This is a genomic window from Halomonas sp. AOP25-F1-15, from assembly GCF_052378675.1.
GTDB lineage: Bacteria > Pseudomonadota > Gammaproteobacteria > Pseudomonadales > Halomonadaceae > Vreelandella > Vreelandella casei.
This window is the reverse complement of sequence record NZ_JBQSXV010000002.1, coordinates 553,071-572,736: the sequence shown is the minus strand read 5'-3', so window position 1 is coordinate 572,736 and position 19,666 is coordinate 553,071. Positions and strand designations below refer to the sequence as shown.

At 55.5% G+C, this 19,666-nt stretch carries 20 protein-coding genes; 2 read left to right on the top strand and 18 right to left on the bottom strand.

The annotated features are described in order from the left end of the window. Positions 1-457 precede the first annotated feature (457 nt). Entirely contained in the window at positions 458-2,122 is a 1,665-nt protein-coding gene (locus ACT3TF_RS05955; RefSeq protein WP_193062636.1) for an electron transfer flavoprotein-ubiquinone oxidoreductase, read from the top strand. 84 nt (positions 2,123-2,206) lie between these two features. On the opposite strand, the gene ACT3TF_RS05950 is transcribed toward ACT3TF_RS05955, so the two are convergent. The 15 genes from ACT3TF_RS05950 to ACT3TF_RS05880 form a co-directional block, all read right to left on the bottom strand. Then, positions 2,207-4,417 (bottom strand): ATP-dependent helicase, encoded by a 2,211-nt coding sequence (locus tag ACT3TF_RS05950; RefSeq protein WP_193062634.1) that lies wholly within the window; start codon positions 4,415-4,417, stop codon positions 2,207-2,209. Further along, positions 4,414-4,986 (bottom strand): DUF1285 domain-containing protein, encoded by a 573-nt coding sequence (locus tag ACT3TF_RS05945; protein WP_193062632.1) that lies wholly within the window; start codon positions 4,984-4,986, stop codon positions 4,414-4,416. The genes ACT3TF_RS05950 and ACT3TF_RS05945 overlap by 4 nt, the downstream gene beginning before the upstream one ends. A gap of 38 nt (positions 4,987-5,024) precedes the next feature. Continuing rightward, complete coding sequence (locus tag ACT3TF_RS05940; RefSeq protein WP_444671766.1) at positions 5,025-5,855, bottom strand: TatD family hydrolase; 831 nt, start codon at positions 5,853-5,855, stop codon at positions 5,025-5,027. A 72-nt stretch (positions 5,856-5,927) separates the two neighbouring features. Further along, entirely contained in the window at positions 5,928-6,263 is a 336-nt protein-coding gene (locus ACT3TF_RS05935; protein WP_193062629.1) for a PilZ domain-containing protein, read from the bottom strand. A gap of 42 nt (positions 6,264-6,305) precedes the next feature. Beyond that, positions 6,306-7,292 carry a DNA polymerase III subunit delta' gene (locus ACT3TF_RS05930; RefSeq protein ID WP_193062628.1) on the bottom strand — a complete coding sequence of 329 codons (987 nt, stop codon included), beginning with the start codon at positions 7,290-7,292 and terminating at the stop codon, positions 6,306-6,308. Continuing rightward, positions 7,283-7,936, bottom strand: coding sequence for a dTMP kinase (gene tmk / locus ACT3TF_RS05925; protein WP_193062626.1), 654 nt, complete (start codon positions 7,934-7,936; stop codon positions 7,283-7,285). The genes ACT3TF_RS05930 and tmk overlap by 10 nt, the downstream gene beginning before the upstream one ends. Before the next feature lie 62 nt (positions 7,937-7,998). After that, the gene (gene mltG, locus ACT3TF_RS05920; RefSeq protein ID WP_193062625.1) at positions 7,999-9,006 is read right to left on the bottom strand and encodes an endolytic transglycosylase MltG; all 1,008 of its coding nucleotides are present in this window, start codon (positions 9,004-9,006) and stop codon (positions 7,999-8,001) included. A gap of 30 nt (positions 9,007-9,036) precedes the next feature. Then, positions 9,037-9,876 (bottom strand): aminodeoxychorismate lyase, encoded by an 840-nt coding sequence (pabC, locus tag ACT3TF_RS05915; RefSeq protein WP_444671765.1) that lies wholly within the window; start codon positions 9,874-9,876, stop codon positions 9,037-9,039. 6 nt (positions 9,877-9,882) lie between these two features. Further along, on the bottom strand, positions 9,883-11,121 hold the full coding sequence (fabF, locus tag ACT3TF_RS05910; RefSeq protein ID WP_441684121.1) for a beta-ketoacyl-ACP synthase II: 1,239 nt from the start codon (positions 11,119-11,121) through the stop codon (positions 9,883-9,885). A 191-nt stretch (positions 11,122-11,312) separates the two neighbouring features. Beyond that, on the bottom strand, positions 11,313-11,546 hold the full coding sequence (acpP, locus tag ACT3TF_RS05905) for an acyl carrier protein (RefSeq protein ID WP_008956801.1): 234 nt from the start codon (positions 11,544-11,546) through the stop codon (positions 11,313-11,315). A gap of 124 nt (positions 11,547-11,670) precedes the next feature. Continuing rightward, positions 11,671-12,414 (bottom strand): 3-oxoacyl-ACP reductase FabG, encoded by a 744-nt coding sequence (fabG, locus tag ACT3TF_RS05900; protein ID WP_193062619.1) that lies wholly within the window; start codon positions 12,412-12,414, stop codon positions 11,671-11,673. Between the two features lie 57 nt (positions 12,415-12,471). After that, positions 12,472-13,431, bottom strand: coding sequence for an ACP S-malonyltransferase (gene fabD, locus ACT3TF_RS05895; RefSeq protein ID WP_444671764.1), 960 nt, complete (start codon positions 13,429-13,431; stop codon positions 12,472-12,474). 120 nt (positions 13,432-13,551) lie between these two features. Next, positions 13,552-14,595 (bottom strand): phosphate acyltransferase PlsX, encoded by a 1,044-nt coding sequence (gene plsX / locus ACT3TF_RS05890; protein WP_193062615.1) that lies wholly within the window; start codon positions 14,593-14,595, stop codon positions 13,552-13,554. A gap of 43 nt (positions 14,596-14,638) precedes the next feature. Continuing rightward, positions 14,639-14,809, bottom strand: coding sequence for a 50S ribosomal protein L32 (rpmF, locus tag ACT3TF_RS05885; protein ID WP_096280598.1), 171 nt, complete (start codon positions 14,807-14,809; stop codon positions 14,639-14,641). 36 nt (positions 14,810-14,845) lie between these two features. Continuing rightward, positions 14,846-15,376, bottom strand: coding sequence for a YceD family protein (locus ACT3TF_RS05880; protein ID WP_444671763.1), 531 nt, complete (start codon positions 15,374-15,376; stop codon positions 14,846-14,848). 256 nt (positions 15,377-15,632) lie between these two features. Here ACT3TF_RS05880 and ACT3TF_RS05875 point away from each other — a divergent pair, with 256 nt between their 5' ends. Next, positions 15,633-16,235, top strand: a complete 603-nt coding sequence (locus ACT3TF_RS05875; protein WP_444671773.1) for a Maf family protein — start codon at positions 15,633-15,635, stop codon at positions 16,233-16,235. 48 nt (positions 16,236-16,283) lie between these two features. Here the strand turns inward: ACT3TF_RS05875 and sppA are convergent, their stop codons facing one another. Genes sppA through ACT3TF_RS05860 form a run of 3 tightly spaced genes read right to left on the bottom strand, consistent with a single transcriptional unit; the run spans position 16,284 to position 18,983 of the window. After that, positions 16,284-17,324: a signal peptide peptidase SppA gene (sppA, locus tag ACT3TF_RS05870; protein WP_444625835.1), complete on the bottom strand. Its 1,041-nt coding sequence runs from the start codon at positions 17,322-17,324 to the stop codon at positions 16,284-16,286. A 24-nt stretch (positions 17,325-17,348) separates the two neighbouring features. Further along, positions 17,349-18,002, bottom strand: a complete 654-nt coding sequence (locus ACT3TF_RS05865; protein WP_444625836.1) for an HAD family hydrolase — start codon at positions 18,000-18,002, stop codon at positions 17,349-17,351. Positions 18,003-18,041: 39 nt separating this feature from the next. After that, complete coding sequence (locus tag ACT3TF_RS05860) at positions 18,042-18,983, bottom strand: RluA family pseudouridine synthase (protein WP_096280609.1); 942 nt, start codon at positions 18,981-18,983, stop codon at positions 18,042-18,044. Positions 18,984-19,666 lie beyond the last annotated feature (683 nt).

Below are 19,666 nucleotides of genomic sequence, written 5' to 3'. Positions count from 1 at the left end.
GATTCCTCACTTGTCTTGTAAGAAAAGCCGTTAACCGGAAACGGCGCCCGCCAAGCAGGCACCTCCTATCAAATGCTAACGTGTTATCAAATACCGACTTGAAACACTTAACCTAGGCGCCGCTAGGCGCTAATAGCCGAGCCACGCCCTAAAATTCATGTGCGCGTTTGATTGCCACAGCGTTGAAAAACGCTACCAATTTGCCACAGCCTACCGGCTAGCAACAATAGCCACTGGTTCAAGCCTGGATCATAAGGCTGGGGAACAGCGCGGCATAGCGTTGAGAAATGCTGCTTTAGCCATCGTAGGCGTGACGTGACACAGGTATTATGCCTATGATGAGCAACAACCAGAAGCAAACGACCGTTTTAAATTAAGGCCAGCCTTTTATGCGCTAGCTCTCTTATCAGCTAGTTTCAGTAATCGGCGGCACTTAAAGAGAATAAGGAGAAACCGGGTGGAAACTGTTGAACGCGATGTAATGGACTTCGATGTCGTCATTGTCGGCGCCGGCCCGTCCGGGCTTGCCGCTGCTTGCCGCCTCATGCAACAGGCCAACGATGCAGAGCAAGAGTTCACGGTCTGCGTGGTAGAAAAGGGTTCCGAGGTCGGCGCGCACATTCTGTCAGGAGCGGTGTTTGAACCCCGCGCGCTAACAGAACTATTCCCGGACTGGAAAGAGCGCGGCGCACCGCTGACGACCCCAGCGATTCGCGACGATGTTTTCTTACTGAAGGACGCCGACAAAGCGCAAAAAGTGCCTAATGCGCTCGTACCTAAGAGCATGCATAACACCGGCAGCGAACAGCCACGCTACGTTATTAGTGCGGGTAATCTATGCCGTTGGCTGGGCGAGCAGGCCGAATCGTTAGGCGTTGAAATATTCCCAGGCTTCGCTGCCCAAGAGGTCATTATTGAAGATGGCGCCGTGCGCGGCATCCTCATTGGTGATATGGGTGTCAGCGCCGACGGCACGCCCAAAGATGGCCATATGCCCGGTATGGAACTGCGCGCCAAATACACGCTGTTCGCAGAAGGCGCGCGCGGCCACCTAGGCAAACGTTTAATTAAAGACTTCTCGTTAGATGCAGGACGCGACCCTCAGCATTACGGCATCGGCTTAAAAGAGCTGTGGGACGTGCCTGCTGATAAGCATGAACCCGGCCTAGTAGTACACGGTTCAGGCTGGCCGCTAGATAAAAACACCCACGGCGGCTGGTTTCTCTATCACGCGGAAAATCAGCAGGTCGTGGTGGGTTTGATCATGGATTTAGGCTATCAGAATCCATGGCTGTCGCCGTTTGATGAGTTTCAGCGCATGAAACACCACCCGGTGCTTAGCCAGTATTTAGAAGGCGGCAAGCGGGTTGCTTACGGCGCCAGAGCCATCACCAAAGGGGGGTTAAATAGCCTGCCCAAAATGACCTTCCCAGGCGGCCTTCTCATCGGCTGTGATGCGGGCACCCTTAATTTTTCTAAAATTAAGGGTCTGCATACCGCCATGAAATCCGGCCTGGTGGCGGCAGAGAGCGTATTTGAAGCAATCAAAGGTGGTGATGAAGGCGCGCAGGAATTAACCAGCTTTACTCAGAAATGGGAAGCCAGCTGGGCCTATCAAGAGCTGAAGGAAAGCGCCAGCTTCGGCCCTGCGATCCATAAATACGGCACCGTGGGCGGCGGCGCGTATAATTTTGCGCATCAGCTGCTAGGCAATAAGCTACCTAACGTGCACGACACCACCACTGACTATGGGGCTCTAAAGCCTGCGGCTGAGTTTGAAAAGATCAACTATCCCAAGCCGGACGGTAAGCTTTCATTCGACAAGCCTTCCTCTGTGTTTCTGTCGAACACCAACCATGAAGAAGACCAGCCGTGTCATTTGCACCTGGATGACCCGGAGCTACCAATCCGCGACAACTTGCCAAAGTACGCTGAACCGGCACAGCGCTACTGCCCGGCCGGTGTCTATGAAGTGGTTGAGGATAGCGCCGGACAGCCACGCTTTCAGATTAACTTTCAAAACTGCGTGCACTGCAAAACCTGCGACATTAAAGACCCTGCGCAAAATATCACCTGGGTAGCACCAGAAGGCGGCGGTGGGCCTAACTACCCCAATATGTAATCCATACTCTGCGATGCCATCAGTCGCGTTATGGCTAGCGAATAGCCGTAACGCGCTGAACACACGTGCTTTCCCGCCACCCTATCAAAGCACGGCTTTTTGCGGCGTTTCCAGCAGTTCAATCGGTGCACGACGCGCAATAAGCCGCCGCCGTCCGGCCTGCTCAAAGCGCACATCAATGACCGGATCACTGGCATTTCCCTCTACTGCCGCGATTTCCCCCTCTCCAAACACCGCATGCAAAAGCCGCTGACCGGGATAAAAATGCGTGCCTGCAGCATACGCTGCTTTAGCCTCTTCAACCTGCGCTGCGGCAAGCACAATATCGTCACGACCTAAGCGCATTAAATAGCGCTCAACCAGTCCAACCGACGTCACCTGCAACGAAGTCGCTGGCGCACTGCCACTCGCCAAGCAAGACGCCACGCGCATACTGTCCTGCCAAGCGCTTTCAGCAATAAAGCGACTAGGACGATGGGCACCACCATCATGAAGCACTAGCAGTTGCTCTTGAGCCCGCGTAATCGCCACGTAGAAAAGCCGCCGCTCCTCTTCCAAGCGCTCATCGCTGAGCGGATTATCGCGACTGTAGTGGGGAAAATCTTCCTCATTGACACCGGCTACGGCAACCAGCGGCCATTCCAGCCCTTTGGCGCCGTGTACGGTACTAATAAGCACGCCACCCGCCTGATTTTCTACCGGGCGTTCTAGCAGTTCGATAAAGGCATCGGGATCTTGGACGCTCTGCGCCTGTTCGATCAGCACGTCGAGAAGCCGAACGTCCTCTTCGCCCTTGTCGCGACGCGCGGCGGCCCGCTTGAGCGTTTTTTCCGCGTCAACGCTGTCAACGACATGCCTTAACAGCTTCGCTGGCGGCCAGGCACTCAGTTGAGGCAGCTCACACAGCAGTACCCAGCGCTTTTTTAACGTGCGCCGCTGGATTGGCTTTAACTCTGTCAGCACCGGATCATGCCGCTCTGGCCACTGCTGAGTAGCGGCCAGTTGCTGGGCTAAACGCTGCAGCCGCTCACGGGCAACAAACGGAGTCGGCTGAGAAAGTAGTAACAAGAGCTGCTGTGGGTCACGCAGAAGACCTGGACGGCGCGATAGTTTTAAATAGCCCGCCAGCGCCTGCACCAGCGGCAGGCGAAAGACAAATCGATCCTCGCGCTGAAGGCGAAACGGAATCCCGGCCTGTAACAACGCCAGTTGAAACGGCACCGACAGCGCCCAGCTGCGCACCAGCAAACTGGTTTCATTCAGCACTCGCCCCTGGGCCTGCCAGTCCATCAACGCATCAAGTAGCAAGCGGCTACCTTGCCCTACTAGCAGCCGGGTCTCTGGATTATTAGGTGCAGCGAGGCACAGCTGGTTAGGGCGACGCTGGTTAGCGGCGATAGCATGATTAGCGGCCAGCGCCAGGGCATGGCCGTGGCGAAAGGTAGTCGAGAGCGGATAGTCGGTAGCATCGCCAAAGGTGGCGGTAAAATTCTCTAGCATGGTATCGGGCTTGGCACCGCGCCACTCATAAATACACTGATTGGCATCCCCGACGGCCATTACGCTGGCGTGAGTACCAACGAGCACGGATAAAAGACGCTGCTGCGCGGCGTTAATATCCTGATACTCATCAATAATGACGTGATCGAGAAATCCTTCAACGCGATCCCGTAGCGCGCTATCTGCCTCTAAAGCCTGCAGCGGCCGATAAAGTAAGTCGGCATACGTCATCACACCTTCTGACTCTAATAGCCGCTCTGCTTCGACAAAAGCGGCCGGAAAATAGTCGGTATCGGCATCGAAATTAAGCCGCTCGTAAAGCGTCTCAGGCGTGATCATTTCCGCTTTCACTAAGCCGCAGAAGTGCGCCAGGGTTTCAAGCCGGTCGCCTTCCAGGGCAGCATCACGGCGCTCGACGGCATCACGCAGCACATTAAGGCTCGCTTGACGAAGCAACCTTTCTAACTGCCAATCGGCGGATAATAGGTGACGTGAGGCAAGCGCGCCCCAGCGGCTTAGACTTTGCGTTAAGCGGTGCCCCAGCGAATGAAAGGTCCGCACATCGGGCAGCACTTGCCCGGCGGGCGCCATCGACGCTAAGCGGCGCTGAAAATCATCCTTCGCAGAGCGGTTAAACATCAGTACCAAAATACGCTTGGACGGCACGCCGCTTGCCAATAAATACAGCACTCGGGCAGCCATGGTCGTGGTCTTGCCTGCCCCCGCCACGGCCGCTACCCGCGCGTGCCCAGTACTATGATTAACAACGGCTTGCTGTTCAGCGGTTAACTTCACGGCGCCTCGCCTGTTGAATCATCGTCCAGCTGGCCCAGCGCAAACCAGCCCTCGGCGCTGACTAAGCCAATCTCGGTCACGCCATTGCCAACATCGCGGGCCTCTGCGGCCTCAACCAACTGGTAGTAGACGTTGCGATGCAGCCGTGCGGCTAGCCCAAAACGTACCGGCAGCTGCGGCACTCGCTCACCCTGGGAGTTTAAAGTAACGCTAAGCGGATGGTCGGCATCTAAGCGAACGACGTCATCAAACTGGGTGGTGAACCACCAGGCATCGTCATGAAAGTCGGCTTCAACAGCGACCAGCGGAAGATCTTCAACCTGAACGCGCCAGCGCTCAACTGGCGTCACTAAGCAGTAGCCATCGGCATCTTGGCGCAGCAACGTTGCTAGCAAACGGGCCACCTTGGTGCGGGCAAACGGCCGCCCCTCGTGCCACCAGGTGCCATCAGCATGAATACTTAGATTCATGTCACCGCAAAGCGCTGGATGCCACTCATCTAAAGGAGGGATAGCGCTGGCATTTTCTTCTGCTGAATCGCGCTGCTGTATCAATCGATCAATATTCATTACCCACCTCGTTTAATCATGCCGATGGCTCTAACGGGCTACACAAGCCCCGATTTTGCCAGCGCCTCTTTAACATGTGCGGGAGTATCAGGTGCGGCCGCACGAAAAAGTTGATAAAAATTCGCGGTGGTTTGCATCGCGACTTCATCAACGCTGATGCCCCGTTCTTGAGCAATGCACTCGGCGACGGCCACTACCCAGGCAGGCTGGTTGGGCTTGCCACGATGAGGCACTGGCGCCAGATAAGGGCTATCGGTTTCAATAAGCAAGCGATCCAACGGCAGCTGGCGGGCCAGCTCTCGCAGCGCCGCTGCATTACCGAAAGTAATAATACCCGAGAGGGAAATATAAAAGCCTAGCCGCACCGCTTCACGCGCCATCGCTAAGTCCTCAGTGAAGCAGTGTAATACACCGCCCACTTGAGGGTCGCTATACTCTCGCAGCAGGGCCAGGGTTTCCTCTTTGGCTTCTCGCGTGTGAATAATCACCGGCAGGGCAAGCTCTCGCGCGGCAATCAAATGACGCTTGAAGCGCTCATGCTGAATTTCAACCGCAACGCTATCGCGGTAGTGATAATCCAGGCCCGTTTCACCGATGGCTACCGCGCCGTATTGCTCAGCGGCGTCTTTAATATCCTCAACGCTGGGCTCCCTTTCGGGCGTATGCAGCGGGTGCAGGCCAGCCGAAATCGCTACATCTTGATGATCACGCGCTATCGCCGCTAGCGCGGGCATATCATCTAAGTTGACCGCAACGGCCAGGAACTGACTAACGTGGGCAGCGCGCGCAGCCGCCAAGGTGGCGGCGAGATCGCCTCCATGGGTCTGGTCGGATAAACGATCTAGATGACAGTGGGAATCGACAAACATGCGGGTCTCGGCAGCGAAGGAAAAGAAGCTAAACAGTGTTATTCAGAGCTGTGTTATTCAGAGAAGTATTATTCAGAGCGTGAACGAGGGCGCGACGCTATCTAACTGGCCGGCAAGCAGCGTTTCAATCCGTTCACGTACGGATGAAGCGTGCGGGCTAAAGTGCACGCCAATACCAGCAATACGTTGCCCGCTAACGCCTTCAGGTGATACCCATGCAACCTGGCCAGTCACCGAGCGACGCTGGCTTTCGCCCGGCAGCGTGAGTAATAAAAAAACCTGCTGGCCCATCGTGTAAGGCGTTAGCGTGGGAATAAAGATGCCGCCGCGGTTCAGAAAAGGCATGTATGCAGAGAGCAGCGTTGCTACATCGGGGACGTTGAGTGATAGCGCTTTCTGAGCTGTCATAGCGACCTCGTTGCACGGCGAGCGATAAGAGCGTTAACGCAGCTATGAGCGTAGCAGCGCCGCCCAGCGCACTAGCCATGCTTCTAGCACTAGCTGGGGATTGGGGTTGGCCCCCACCGACAATAGCCGCCGCTGCTCACGGGCGTAGTCCAGCAAGCGAAACCAGTCTTGCACGCGACCATTTTTAACCGCTTGACGATAGAGAGGCTCAAGATCAGGGTTGTGCAGTACCGCTGCGTCACCGGATAAACCTAAGCGAATCAAGTCTTCAAGCCATGCAATACCGTACCACAAGATGGCATCAATCGCCTGGCGATCCAAACGCGCGGCTTCTGAAACGGGCTCGGCGCCGCGCACTAACTGCTCAAAACTGTCGTGAATTTTATGGCGCAGGGCGCGCTCTTCCGGCGCCGCCAGCTCAACGGCAAGTAGCGGCAGACCGCCCGCCACTTGCCACCAAAAGTAGGCTTCATCAGCGCTGCTCAGCTGCTCAATTAGCCATCCACGGCACGCTTCAAAGGCAACGGTGGGTAACGACCACTGTTGGCAACGAGAGCGAATGGTAGGCAGCATGCGCGAAGGCACGTCTGACAGCAGGATAAACAGCGTCTTTTCACCGGGCTCTTCAAGGCTTTTAAGCAGCGCATTGGCGGCAGCGATATTCATTGCCTCCGCAGGAGAAATAACGATGACCCGGTAGCCACCCTGCTGAGCCGTTTGCGAGACAAAGCGGTTAACCTCGCGAATGGGATCAATACGAATCTGGCGTTTGCCCTCTTCCGGCGAGACGCGCAGCAGGTCCGGATGATACCCGGATGCCAGCATGGAACAGCTATGGCAGTGCCCACAGGCAAGATCTGCAGGGCCTGCACATAGCGTTCGGGCGATCAACGCTTCGGCAAGCTGCTGCTTGCCAACGCCATGGGCACCGTTAATGAGGAGCGCATGGGGCATTCGTCCTCCGTCAGCCAAGCGGATTAACTGCTGCCAGGTGGCTTGATGCCACGGCATAACGCCGGTTAATACCATTCAGCAATCCGCCCCATCAGGGCTTGACGAATTTGTGCTTGAACATTTTCTAGTGTGTGCTGGGCATCAATCACGGCAAAACGCTCGGGCGCCTGCTCGGCACGCGCTAAGTAGGCACTCCGCACGGCCTGGAAGAAATTGACGTGTTCTTGCTCAAAACGATCCCGCTGCTCTGAGCGGTCACGTAGTCGTGACTCTAGGCGTTGCTTCGCAGCTGCCTCAGGCATATCGAGCAGCAGCGTTAAATCGGGCGCAAGCCCCTGCTGAACGAACGCTTCCAATACGGCGATGCGCTCTACGGGGATGCCACGACCACCACCCTGGTAAGCAAAAGTAGCATCGGTAAAACGGTCGCACACCACCCAGGCGCCCCGGGCCAGCGCAGGAAGGATTTTTTCCGCCAGATGCTGTGCTCGGGCAGCAAACATCAACAGCAGCTCAGCGTCGACATGCAGCGGCTCTAGAGGAGCGGGGTCCAGCAGCAATGCGCGCATAGCTTCGCCGCGCTCGGTGCCACCCGGCTCGCGGGTACGCACCACCTCCAGGCCCTGGGTTTCCAAACACTCGGCGACGAAGCCTACATTAGTGGATTTTCCCACGCCCTCACCGCCTTCCAGCGTAATGAAGCGTCCACGCTTGGTCATCGTGCTTCCTTACTGTGGTGATGAATCGTCAGTGATCAATCATTGGCGAAAGATCCCGACGATTATCGATTACGAATATAGCGATTGACGGCATTATTATGCTCACGCAGCGTACGCGAGAACTGGTGAGTACCATCCCCACGGGAAACGAAGTAAAGCGTTTCACCCGGTAACGGATTCACCGCGGCCTCTAACGACGCGCGCCCCGGCATGGCAATGGGCGTGGGCGGCATGCCGTCAATCACATAGGTATTGTAAGGCGTTGCCTCACGCAGGTCAGCACGGGTAATCCGCCCGTCATAACGCTCGCCCATACCGTAAATAACCGTTGGGTCTGTTTGTAAACGCATGCCTTGCTCCATGCGCCGTTTAAACACACCGGCAATCTCATTGCGCTCCTGCGGCGCACCGGTCTCACGCTCAATTAACGAGGCCATAATGAGCGCTTGGTAAGCAGACTCAATCGTTAAGTCATCGCCGCGCTCTTCCCAAACTTCGTCAAGAATACGCTCCATGCGCGCTAGGGATTGCCGCAAAACATCCACATCGCTCATGCCTAGGTGATAGCGATAGGTATCGGGGAAAAACCAACCTTCCGGAAATACGTCTTCGCGGCCAAGCAGCGTCATGACCTCGGCATCGCTCATATCTGCTGTACGGTGTGCAAGCTTCGGTGCTGCATTCAGCAGCTCGCGCATTTGCCGAAACGACCAGCCCTCAGGAATAGTCAGCGAGTAGGTCACGACTTTGTCACTGCCCAGCAGCGCCATCATTTCCAGCCCGCTCATTTCAGGCAATAGCTGATACTCGCCGGTACGTAAACGCGGCACACGCTCTGGCTCAACCTTCGCCAGCAGCTGGAATGCCCAGGCATCGTCTACTACGCCTTGCGCCTCTAGCTGCGCAACCACCTGATTGAACCCGGCACCGGAAGGAACCTGGTAGAGCATGGGTGCATCCAGGGCGAGCGGTGCATTTAACCGACTCTGCCAATAAAAATAGCCGCCCACCACACTTGTAGCCCCAACGACCACTAGTACTAACAAAGCGGTTAATAACCGTTTCACCATGACACCTCGTTGAAAATTGCGGGGCGATACCTAATAGGATTCTGGCGCATAGCCTAATAGCTGGTGCGCCAAATGCTGCAGAGAATCCGCTTTACATGCAGGCCAGCGCTTTAGCACCGACCCGTCGGCTGCCAGTAGCGTGGTAACGGGCCACATGCCCTGAACAGAGTTCGCCACCCAGCATTGCTCCACCGCCGGCAATTGACTAAGCCGCAGCGTTGCTTGCTTTACAGCCCCTTGATCCATTAATGCAGCACTCAGGGTTCCCGCAACACCGCACTGGTCAGTCAGCGGTGTAAACACCTCCCCCGCCTGCTGCCAGAACACGTTCATGCTGGTGGCCTCCACGACAGCATCATCGCTATCGACGAGCAGGCCTTCAGCAATACCGGCATCGGTCCACTCTTGGCGAGCCAGCACATTTTCTAAACGATTAAGATGCTTTATACCCGCCAGTCGCGGCTGACGACTTAGGCGAAGGTCACAAAGCCGTACCGTGACCCCCGAACGCCAGCGCTCAGCCGACGGCTGAAATGGCGTTCGTCGGCTGAGCAAACGCGGCGCTACTGTGTCCGGCTGGGCATAGCCCCGGCCACCGCTGCCACGAGTAAGGATGATTTTCAGCACTTCCAGTGTGGCCGTAGGCGCGCCCTGCCATGTCGCGTCAAGCGACGCTGAGCAAGGCACGTTGATCCCCAGCCGCTGGCAGCCTTGCCTCAGGCGCGCCATGTGGTAATCCCACAAGACAGGCTTGCCCGCGCGCAACAGCACGGTTTCAAACACACCGTCACCGTATGCGAGCCCACGGTCATCGAAGGGCACTTGACCCTCAAACGCAGGCTCATCAGCTGACAGTGGGGGCGGTATCATCGCTAACTAAACTTTCTTAAATAGCAGCGAGCCGTTAGTGCCACCAAAGCCAAACGAGTTGGAAAGCGTCATATCAATACGCATGTCACGGGCGGTATGTGGCACGTAATCCAGATTGCAGCCTTCCTGCGTGTTATCCAAATTAATCGTTGGCGGTGCCACCTGGTCACGGATAGCGAGGATACAAAATACCGCTTCTACCGCACCAGCCGCACCCAGCAAATGCCCAACCATTGATTTGGTCGAGCTGACGGCCACGCTATTAGCGGCATCACCCAAAACGCTTTCAATAGCACGACTCTCGGCCAAATCCCCTGCGGCCGTCGACGTTCCATGAGCATTGATATAATGCAGTTTGGACACATCTATTTGGGCATCTTTAATTGCATTACGCATAGAGAGCGCCGCGCCGCGACCATCTTCGGGTGGCGAGGTCATATGGTACGCATCGTCACTCATGCCGAATCCCACTAGCTCAGCATACATGTGCGCGCCACGGGCTTTGGCATGTTCATACTCTTCAAGTACCAGTACACCGGCACCGTCAGACAATACAAAGCCATCACGATCCTTATCCCACGGACGGCTAGCAGCCTGCGGGTCATCGTTGCGCGTGGAAAGCGCGCGCGCGGCAGAAAACCCACCCAGACCAAGCGGCGTGGTGGCCATTTCTGCACCGCCACAGACCATTACGTCAGCATCGCCATAGGCAATCGTACGCGCGCTGTAACCAATATTATGCGTGCCCGACGTGCAGGCCGTCGTAATCGCAATATTGGGCCCTCTAAAACCATGCTGAATCGCCATGTTGCCGGAAATCATATTGATGATAGAGCCTGGCACAAAGAACGGTGACACCTTACGAGCGCCGCCTTTATTCAACGCGTTGTGGTTATGCTCAATCATTGGCAAACCACCAATGCCTGAGCCAATAGCCACACCGATGCGATCGGCATTTTCTTCGCTGCACTCGATACCCGAGTCTTCAACTGCCTGGGCACCCGCTGCCATGCCGTATTGGATAAATAGATCCATTTTACGGGCGTCTTTAGGGCTCAGATACGGACTAATATCAAAGTTTTTAATAGAACCACCAAAGCGCGTGTTAAATCCGCTGGTGTCGAAATGTTCAATCGGTGTAATGCCACTTTTGCCTGCAACAATGTTAGCCCACGACTCATCAACACTATTACCCACCGGAGTCACCAGGCCTAGCCCAGTTACCACTACCCTTTTCCGTGCCATCTGCTTTCCTCCATGCATCCATGGTGATGCAACCCACTTGGGTCATTTGCTGCTTAAATTTGGTCAATAGTATAACGGACTTTGAACGTTATAAGCATTGTTGCAGCAAAGCAAAAAAGCCGTCCTGCGAAAGGACGGCTTTTAAGGCGGGTGCTAGCACCCCACCCAGGTTCGATGCATCGATACAGCCCTTACTGGTGGGCGTTCACGTAATCGATGGCTTCTTGAACCGTGGTGATCTTTTCAGCTTCTTCATCAGGAATTTCAGTATCAAACTCCTCTTCCAAAGCCATTACCAGCTCAACGGTGTCGAGCGAGTCAGCACCCAAGTCTTCTGTAAAAGAAGAACTGTTTTGGATGTCTTCTTCTTTAACGTTCAGGCGCTCTGCTACAACTTTCTTCACGCGCTCTTCAATAGTACTCATTAACGTACTCCAGTCGTTCACATTAGCCGTTTTTGATAACCAGCTATTTGGAAACCGCAAGCCAAAAGCTGCGGGGTAGTTTATAGACGCCCTTGGATCGACGCAACCGCCAAGCCCAAGGCCATCAACGCATATTCATGCCGCCGTTAACGTGAAGCGTCTCGCCGGTGATATAACCGGCTGATTCACTGGTCAAAAACCCCACCGCTGCGGCGATCTCTTCAGGCGCCCCTAAGCGGGCCAACGGAATTTGCTTAAGCAGCATTTCATGCTGCGCCTCAGGCAGCGCTCCGGTCATATCAGTGGCGATAAACCCCGGCGCCACTGCGTTAACCGTAATGGCGCGCGAGGAAACCTCTCGAGCCAAAGCGCGACTAAAGCCCTCCATACCTGCTTTTGCGGCCGCATAGTTAGTTTGGCCCAGGTTGCCCATGGTTGCCACCACAGAACTAATCGACACGATACGCCCAAAACGTGCTTTGGTCATACCACGCAAGCAGGCTTTGCTTACACGGTAGACAGATTTCAAGTTGGTATCCATGACGGAGTCCCACTCGTCCTCTTTCATGCGCATCAGCAAATTGTCGCGCGTGATACCCGCATTATTAACCAAGATAGTCGGCGCACCAAAGCGCTCAGTGATGGCTTTCAACACTTCATCAATGCTGGTCTGATCAGTCACATTCAAGCATAGCCCGGCCCCGTCGATGCCATTCTCTTTGAGATCGGCATCAATTTTTTCAGCGCCGGACTCGCTCGTGGCCGTGCCAATCACAATGCGACCCTGGCGACCTAACTCGCGGGCAATTGCTTGCCCAATGCCACGACTCGCGCCAGTTACCAGTGCCACTCTACGTTCTTGCGTCATAACGTTCTGCCTTCAACCGTGTCTACACGTTAGGATAGCGATCAAAACAGCTTGCGGTCACGCTTTGCCAATCAACGCTTCACGCGCTAGCGCTAGCGCCGAGTTAAGACTGTCAGGGTCGTTCACTGCCAGCCCCTTGCTACCCTTCACGATACGCTTATTAAGACCAGTCAACACCTTTCCTGGCCCGCACTCAATAAATACCTCAACGCCCTGACCCGCCATCACTTCAACGCAGGCACTCCAGCGCACCGGCTGATACAGCTGCTCAATAAGGCGTGTACGCAGTGTAGCAATATCGGCATGGGCCTGGGCATCAACATTCTGGATTACTTTATAGCGCGGCACTCGCAGTTCAATATCCTGCATAGCCGCCTCCAACCGCTCAGCAGCGGGCCACATCAGCGCACAGTGCGATGGCACCGAAACCGGCAGCGCCATAGAGCGCTTAGCCCCCGCCTCTTGGCAGGCTACCATTGCCCGCTCAACGGCCGCTTTAGCGCCGGCAATAACCACCTGCCCCGGAGAGTTATAATTCACGGCAGACACAACATCACCTTGAGCCGCCTTTTCACAAGCGGCCTCGACAGCATCATCTGCCAAGCCAAGAATGGCCGCCATGCCGCCCTCACCCGCGGGCACTGCCTCCTGCATAGCATCACCGCGCAGGCGTACTAAATTTACGCCTTCGGCAAAGCTCATGACGCCAGCGCACACCATCGCACTGTATTCGCCCAAGCTATGGCCAGCCATCACACTCGGACGCGGCCCTTCTAACTCCTGCCAGACGCGCCAAATAGCCACGCTTGCAGAGAGCAGCGCAGGCTGGGTGCATGCAGTTGCATTAAGGGATGCTTCAGGACCTTCTTGGACGACTTTCCACAAGTCATAGCCCAAAGCATCAGACGCTTCCTCAAATGTCGTTCCCACTACACTATAGCGCTCGGCCAGCTCTCGCAGCATTCCCAACTGCTGAGAGCCTTGCCCGGGGAAAATGAGGGCAAGGGGTTGAGACATGTTGTTCACCTTTGCTCTTGTAGGCATTTGCTCATATGAGCGATAGGCGAGGCCATTGGCACATCCTGATGCCACCTAATAGCCCGCAAAAAATTCTTACCGTTTATTATCTACTCATGGCTAGCGAGCGCCATCGCTTTCAACTAATGACGCCTGCCAGCGGCCTGCGATCCTCGCAGGTAAATTGTGTTCCACTTCCTTTAGAGCCCGCTGAATAGCGTAGTAGAAACCATCGGCATGCGTGCTGCCGTGACTTTTCACCACAATCCCACGCAGCCCTAACAAACTAGCCCCATTATAGCGAACGGGATCAAGCTCTCGCTTCAACCGCTTCAACACAGGCTTGGCCAGTAGGCTTGCCAAACGACCGCTCAGACGCGACTCAAAGGCCATCTGTACGCGCTCGACCAACATACTTGTCAAACCTTCGCTTGTCTTAAGCACTGCATTACCTACAAAGCCGTCGCATACCACTACGTCCAGCTGGCCCTTAAACAGATCACCACCTTCAGCATAGCCTTCGTAGGTAAAGGCATCATCGTTAGCATACTCGCGCAACAGGCGATCGGCCTCCCGCACGCTAGCGCTTCCTTTGGTCGCTTCTGAGCCAACGTTAAGCAGCGCCACCCGAGGCATAGGCGTACCATCGACACACTGCGCCATCGCCGCACCCATTAGCGCAAAATCGAGCAGTCGACTCGCAGGCGAATCAACGTTAGCACCCAAATCAAGCAAATAGCAGCGATGCCCACCGCGGGCCGGGATTGCAGTACTGATCGCTGGGCGAGAAATACCCTTGATCATTCCCAGCTCTCGCCTTGCAAGCGCCACCAGCGCGGCCGTATTACCCGCACTAACGCCCGCATCTGCTTCGCCCTGAGCAACGCTGCGCAACATATGCGCCATGCTACTCGAACGACCTCTGCGTAATGCCCAGGCAGCCGTTGCTGATGGCATGATGCTATCGGGAGCATCACAGGCCACCAAACGCGACGCTGCCGCAGCCAAAGGCTGCGGCAAGCGCGAAAGCTCAGCAAGAATCTGCTGACGCGGGCCAAACAAAATCAGCTCTAGGCTTGGGTTTTCTACCGCAGCCCTGGCAGAGCCAGCGACAATTGCACGAGGGCCTTGGTCACCCCCCATTACATCAATCGCTAGGCGCATACCGCACCGAATCCGTTTAGCCGCTTAACAGTGCCGTTGAGACTTATACCTCAACAACCTTACGACCACGGTAGAAGCCATCTGAGGCAACGTGGTGACGCAGGTGAGTAGTACCGGTTTCTTTGTCCTGAGACAAAGTCGGGCCGGTCAGTGCATCGTGGCTACGACGCATGCCGCGCTTGGAACGAGTTTTACGATTCTGCTGAACTGCCATGGGTGTTTACTCCAAGGTATTTAAGGTAAAGGGTGCTTATTTTTTGCCTTTCAAGACATTCAGCACCGCGAAAGGGTTCGTCGATGGCGTTACTTCTGTCGCCGCGCCTTCTGTTTTGCTGACCAGCTGCTCCGCCGAGACATGACATTCGGCTTCATCGTGATAGACCACCTGAGGCAGGCTAAGAATCAATTCATCCTCAACCACGGTCAGAAGATCCAGCTGTTCCTTTTCCACCAGCACCGGTTCATGACTCGCAGGCAGCTCGGCCGCTAAGGCTTCATCAGTGATCATTCCAAGCAGAAAGTCACTGTCCACCTGTTGAGGCAGCGGCACCAGGCAGCGTCGGCAGGCAAGCGCTAATGTCGCTTGCAAGTGGCCACGAATTTCACGACGACCTTGAGCATCGACGCCAAACTCAAGCACGACATGACAGTCGCCAGTTTGGGCACCCGCTTCATCGGCAAGACGTGGCAGCTTATCAAGCGCTACCAAGCCTTCGATTCGTTCGTGGCGGGCTGCAAGCTTATAAGGCTCAACCCGGCTGGGGAGTTGTGAGGTCAACATAGGCGCGCAATGATAGGCACTCCCCCTGCTGGTGTCAAAGCCGTCGGTGCAATTCTTCATAGCTTCCTCAATAAATAACCCGAATAGGGCTCAATAAACAGCCCATCTGGGGCTTAATCAACCCCCCAATAGGCAGGCTTAACTGCTTTCGCTACACTCTACTGCTTAGACCGCTCTACTTAGACACTGCTTTAACCTAATCACAGCAGAAACAACCGATGCCATCACGCTGCCAGGAGCTTTTGTGACTTCACCAATGATCGAACCATTAACAACCGAGCTGGTACTGGCCTCCAGCTCACGCTGGCGACGCGAGCTACTTGACCGCCTGCAGCTTCCTTACCAATGCTACTCGCCTGACATTGATGAAACACCGCGTAGCGGCGAAACACCGCATGCGTTAGTGCATCGCCTCGCGCTTAGCAAAGCCAATGCTGTTGCAACGCGCTTTCCACATCACTGCATTATCGGTTCCGATCAAGTCGCGGTATTTGAAGGCGACATTCTCGGCAAGCCGCATACGTCAGAAAAAGCACGCGCCAACCTTGCTCGCTTTTCCGGCCAGCGCGTCACATTTCTCACAGGGCTCGCACTTTTAGATACACGCCATCAGCGACATCACGTGCACGTGGAGCCTTTCGAGGTCGTTTTTCGCACCCTGAGCACCCAGGAAATCGAAAATTACGTCACCAAAGAGCAGCCGTTGGACAGTGCTGGCAGCTTTCGGATGGAAGGATTAGGCATTGCGTTGTTTGAAAAACTGGAAGGTCGCGACCCCAGCGCGCTGATTGGGCTACCGCTGATCGCACTGTGCGATATGCTACGCCAAGCAGGGCTAGACCCGCTTGGCGCTTCATAACAGGCAGCCGCTTTATCTATACAGGCATACCCATACGGCGCACTCAAGCTAAAAGCGCAGCGGCGTGCTAGGCGCGCGCACACCCAACACCTCAGCAGCAACCTGGGCAAAGCGTCGCGTCAGGCGCTCAAACGGATCAAGGCTCGGCGTGTAATCAATCCATTCGGTATCGCCAACCTGCTCGCGCGCCACCTGCTCAAGGCTACCCAACTGATCGACTAAACCCAGCTCGAGGCTCTGCTCTCCGCTCCAAATCAGGCCAGAGAAAATATCCGGACTATCGCTGAGCCGATCGCCCCTTCCTGCACGCACATCGTCAATAAACTGCCGATGGGTCTGGCTAAGCACGCCCTGCCAAAACGTCTCGGCGTCGTCATCTAGCGGCTGAAAAGGATCTAAGAAGGCCTTGTTCTCGCCCGCGGTCAACACGCGACGTTCAACGCCGAGACGAGATATCGCCTCTTCAAAACCAAAGCCCGCATAGATAACGCCGATTGAGCCGACCAGGCTCACAGGCGATGCGACAATTTCGTCGGCCGCCGCGGCAATGTAATAGGCACCGCTGGCACCGATATCTTCAATGACCGCAATAATCGGCTTATCGCCTTGCTCTCGTAGCCGCATGATCTCCGCATAAATTCGCTGTGACTGCACCGGACTACCGCCAGGACTATTAATATGCAGCACCACGACGGCTGCGCTTTGCGCCTCCCAGGCGCGGTTAAGCCCCAGAATAATACGCTCAGCATTGGCAGGAGAATCACTGGCGATCACGCCATTAACCTCCACAATACCTAAATGACGCTGGGAAGGTGCGGCCGCGCCAGGACTATTCCAAAACAGCCCATAAAGCGTGGCGAATAGGACCACTAACACCACTGCGAGTGTCATCAAACGGAAAAACAGCTTCCAGCGCCGCGTGCGGCGCTGCTCGGTTAAAACACCGCCGACCCAACGATCCATCATATCCACCTGCGCCAGGCGTTGACGCTCACGCAGCGTTTCAGCGTCGTCTCCGGGCGCACCTGCCACTGGGTCTACGTTTTCTGATGAAACCTCGGCCCCTTCTGTCCAGCGATCGTCACTCATAAAATATCCTTATATAGACGTAGGCTACTCGCTATGCAATCGCTCAAAAAGCTCACCGACACTATGCGCTAGCCACTTAGGACGGCTCAGCGAGAGGCGCTCTGGCGTATGCACACCATAGGTTACCCCGATGCGGTCCATGCCAATCGCTCGCGCCATTTCCAAGTCATACTCGGTATCGCCCACCATCACCGCCCGCTCAACCGGGACCGAAAGCTCTGCCAACAGCTCGGTAAGCATTTGCGGATGGGGCTTCGAGCGCGTCTCATCCGCCGTACGACTGGATTCAAACCACGCACCGCTACCCGTCTCCGCAAAAATGCGATCAAGACCACGGCGACTTTTACCCGTCGCTACTGCCAAACGCTGCCCCTCGCGTTCGCGCAGACGAGCAATGTGCGTTTCTACGCCGGCAAAAAACATCATTGGCGTTGCGTCGGCGTGCACAAAATGGTGCGAATAGCGCTCGCGAAGGCGCTCCGCCTGAGCCGGAAGAATGCCTGGGCAAAGTTTAGCAATCGCCTCGGGCAGGCCTAGGCCGATAATATCCTCAACGTCCGGTGCTGAGAGCGCGCCCCACTCTGCTTCTAAGGCAGCAGCCTGCATGCACGAGACAATACGCGGCACCGAGTCCATCAGCGTGCCATCCCAATCAAATATTATCAGCTCGTACTGCATTACAGATCCTTCTTGGCAGGCATATAAACAAACGGCCGCTTATCGACGGGCGCGCTTGAGGGTTTCTTCCAAAACCTCTGGCAGCGGTGCTTTAACCGTTACCGGGCGGCCATTCGTAGGCTCAGGAAAGGTCAGCGCACGGGCATGCAAGAAAAGTCGCCCCAGCCCTAGCTGCTTAGTAAGAAAGCCACTTTCACGGGTGGCGTACTTATCGTCCCCCAGCAGCGCATGGCCTGCATGGGCAGCGTGAACGCGAATTTGATGCGTGCGCCCCGTCACCGGCTCAGCTTCGATCAGGGTGACTTTCTCAAACGCTTCAACCACCGAAAAATGCGTCCGCGACACCTTCCCGTTAGGATCAACCCTAACCCGCCGCTCCCCATTACCTGCATCAAACCGGTCCAGACGAGCGCTTTCATAGGTTTTGCGCGCAGGCCAGCGCCCGCTCACTAAGGCCAAGTAGCGCTTATCCATGCCGTGCTTTTTTAATGACTCATTGAGCGTCACTAGCGCATCGCGGGATTTAGCAAGCAGCAAACAGCCTGACGTATCGCGATCAAGCCGGTGAACCAGCTCTAAGAAACTCAAATCATCACGCACTTGGCGCAGCGCCTCGATCAAACCAATTTTAACCCCACTGCCACCGTGCACCGCCAGCCCTGAGGGTTTATTGAGCACCATCCAATCAGGGCCTTCCATAATGACGCTGCCGACTAACAGATCACGCAGATTATCACTGACTTCTTTCACTGCCTCACGCGGTGCCAAACGCAGCGGCGGCACGCGAACCAAATCGCCGGCCTGCAACCGGTAATCCACCTTAACGCGCTTTTTATTAACGCGGACTTCACCCTTGCGCACGATCCGATAGATGAGCGCCCGCGGCGCTCCCTTCAAACGTGTCATGAGAAAATTATCAATTCTCTGCCCTGCTTGTTCTGGGGCAATATCCACCCACTGTACTTCACGCCCTTCGGACATTACTTGCTTACTCCTGCTGTTACTCTATGACGTCAGGCTAAAAACGGCATTCTAGCGTAGACCCAAGAGCATTGCGTCAATTGCTGGTCGTTGTCTTTACTGTTATATTCAAAAATGCTCACCAGCCTAGCGCAGAAAGCTGTCTTATCTAGCGCTATCACTAGCTGATCAATAGCTAATTGGCAAAATTACTTAGCAGAATGTATCAACGCTGAGTTTGGTTAATGCGCCTGCCCGACAAACACGCAGGCCAGAGCACGAAAAGCGGCACCAGTGTACGCATTGCCCGTTTTTCCGGCATCGAAATATGATCTAAAAATGCAACAAATCTGCCGCCCGTTCTTTTTGTCGGCAGATGAACGTAAGCCCAGCCCTTAACGGCGGGTAGAAACTTAAAAAACGCCACGTGCTGAGCAGCCCCTCCTTTTTCGTCACAAGGTGCCGACTGACTCAGGACGACCAGTTCAACGCTGTGCCGGTGGCCGGCGTTGGTGAATCGATGAATGCCAGGTGTTGGCGGTGTCAGCAGGGCCGGATGGACGTGACAGCCACCGGAACATGTCCTGCCTCCGCCACGTACTCAACGCCCTATTGGCCGGGTCGGCGATGACGCCCTCCCGGTTTTACGCGTCAGCATAGCTATGCGCCGAGCACAAGCACGCAGCAACCAGCGATTCACCTAC

What these genes read in the sequence shown, in the direction of transcription:
- ACT3TF_RS05930 (WP_193062628.1), bottom strand. Translation starts at nt 7,292, where the DNA reads ATGGTATTAACCGGCGTTATGCCGTGGCATCAAGCCACCTGGCAGCAG.
- acpP (WP_008956801.1), bottom strand. Translation starts at nt 11,546, where the DNA reads ATGAGTACTATTGAAGAGCGCGTGAAGAAAGTTGTAGCAGAGCGCCTG.
- fabG (WP_193062619.1), bottom strand. Translation starts at nt 12,414, where the DNA reads ATGACGCAAGAACGTAGAGTGGCACTGGTAACTGGCGCGAGTCGTGGC.
- pabC (WP_444671765.1), bottom strand. Translation starts at nt 9,876, where the DNA reads ATGATACCGCCCCCACTGTCAGCTGATGAGCCTGCGTTTGAGGGTCAA.
- ACT3TF_RS05880 (WP_444671763.1), bottom strand. Translation starts at nt 15,376, where the DNA reads ATGTTGACCTCACAACTCCCCAGCCGGGTTGAGCCTTATAAGCTTGCA.
- mltG (WP_193062625.1), bottom strand. Translation starts at nt 9,006, where the DNA reads ATGGTGAAACGGTTATTAACCGCTTTGTTAGTACTAGTGGTCGTTGGG.
- fabF (WP_441684121.1), bottom strand. Translation starts at nt 11,121, where the DNA reads ATGGCACGGAAAAGGGTAGTGGTAACTGGGCTAGGCCTGGTGACTCCG.
- ACT3TF_RS05935 (WP_193062629.1), bottom strand. Translation starts at nt 6,263, where the DNA reads ATGACAGCTCAGAAAGCGCTATCACTCAACGTCCCCGATGTAGCAACG.
- ACT3TF_RS05865 (WP_444625836.1), bottom strand. Translation starts at nt 18,002, where the DNA reads ATGCAGTACGAGCTGATAATATTTGATTGGGATGGCACGCTGATGGAC.
- ACT3TF_RS05940 (WP_444671766.1), bottom strand. Translation starts at nt 5,855, where the DNA reads ATGTTTGTCGATTCCCACTGTCATCTAGATCGTTTATCCGACCAGACC.
- sppA (WP_444625835.1), bottom strand. Translation starts at nt 17,324, where the DNA reads ATGAGTGACGATCGCTGGACAGAAGGGGCCGAGGTTTCATCAGAAAAC.
- tmk (WP_193062626.1), bottom strand. Translation starts at nt 7,936, where the DNA reads ATGACCAAGCGTGGACGCTTCATTACGCTGGAAGGCGGTGAGGGCGTG.
- plsX (WP_193062615.1), bottom strand. Translation starts at nt 14,595, where the DNA reads ATGCGCCTAGCGATTGATGTAATGGGGGGTGACCAAGGCCCTCGTGCA.
- ACT3TF_RS05875 (WP_444671773.1), top strand. Translation starts at nt 15,633, where the DNA reads ATGATCGAACCATTAACAACCGAGCTGGTACTGGCCTCCAGCTCACGC.
- rpmF (WP_096280598.1), bottom strand. Translation starts at nt 14,809, where the DNA reads ATGGCAGTTCAGCAGAATCGTAAAACTCGTTCCAAGCGCGGCATGCGT.
- ACT3TF_RS05860 (WP_096280609.1), bottom strand. Translation starts at nt 18,983, where the DNA reads ATGTCCGAAGGGCGTGAAGTACAGTGGGTGGATATTGCCCCAGAACAA.
- ACT3TF_RS05945 (WP_193062632.1), bottom strand. Translation starts at nt 4,986, where the DNA reads ATGAATATTGATCGATTGATACAGCAGCGCGATTCAGCAGAAGAAAAT.
- fabD (WP_444671764.1), bottom strand. Translation starts at nt 13,431, where the DNA reads ATGTCTCAACCCCTTGCCCTCATTTTCCCCGGGCAAGGCTCTCAGCAG.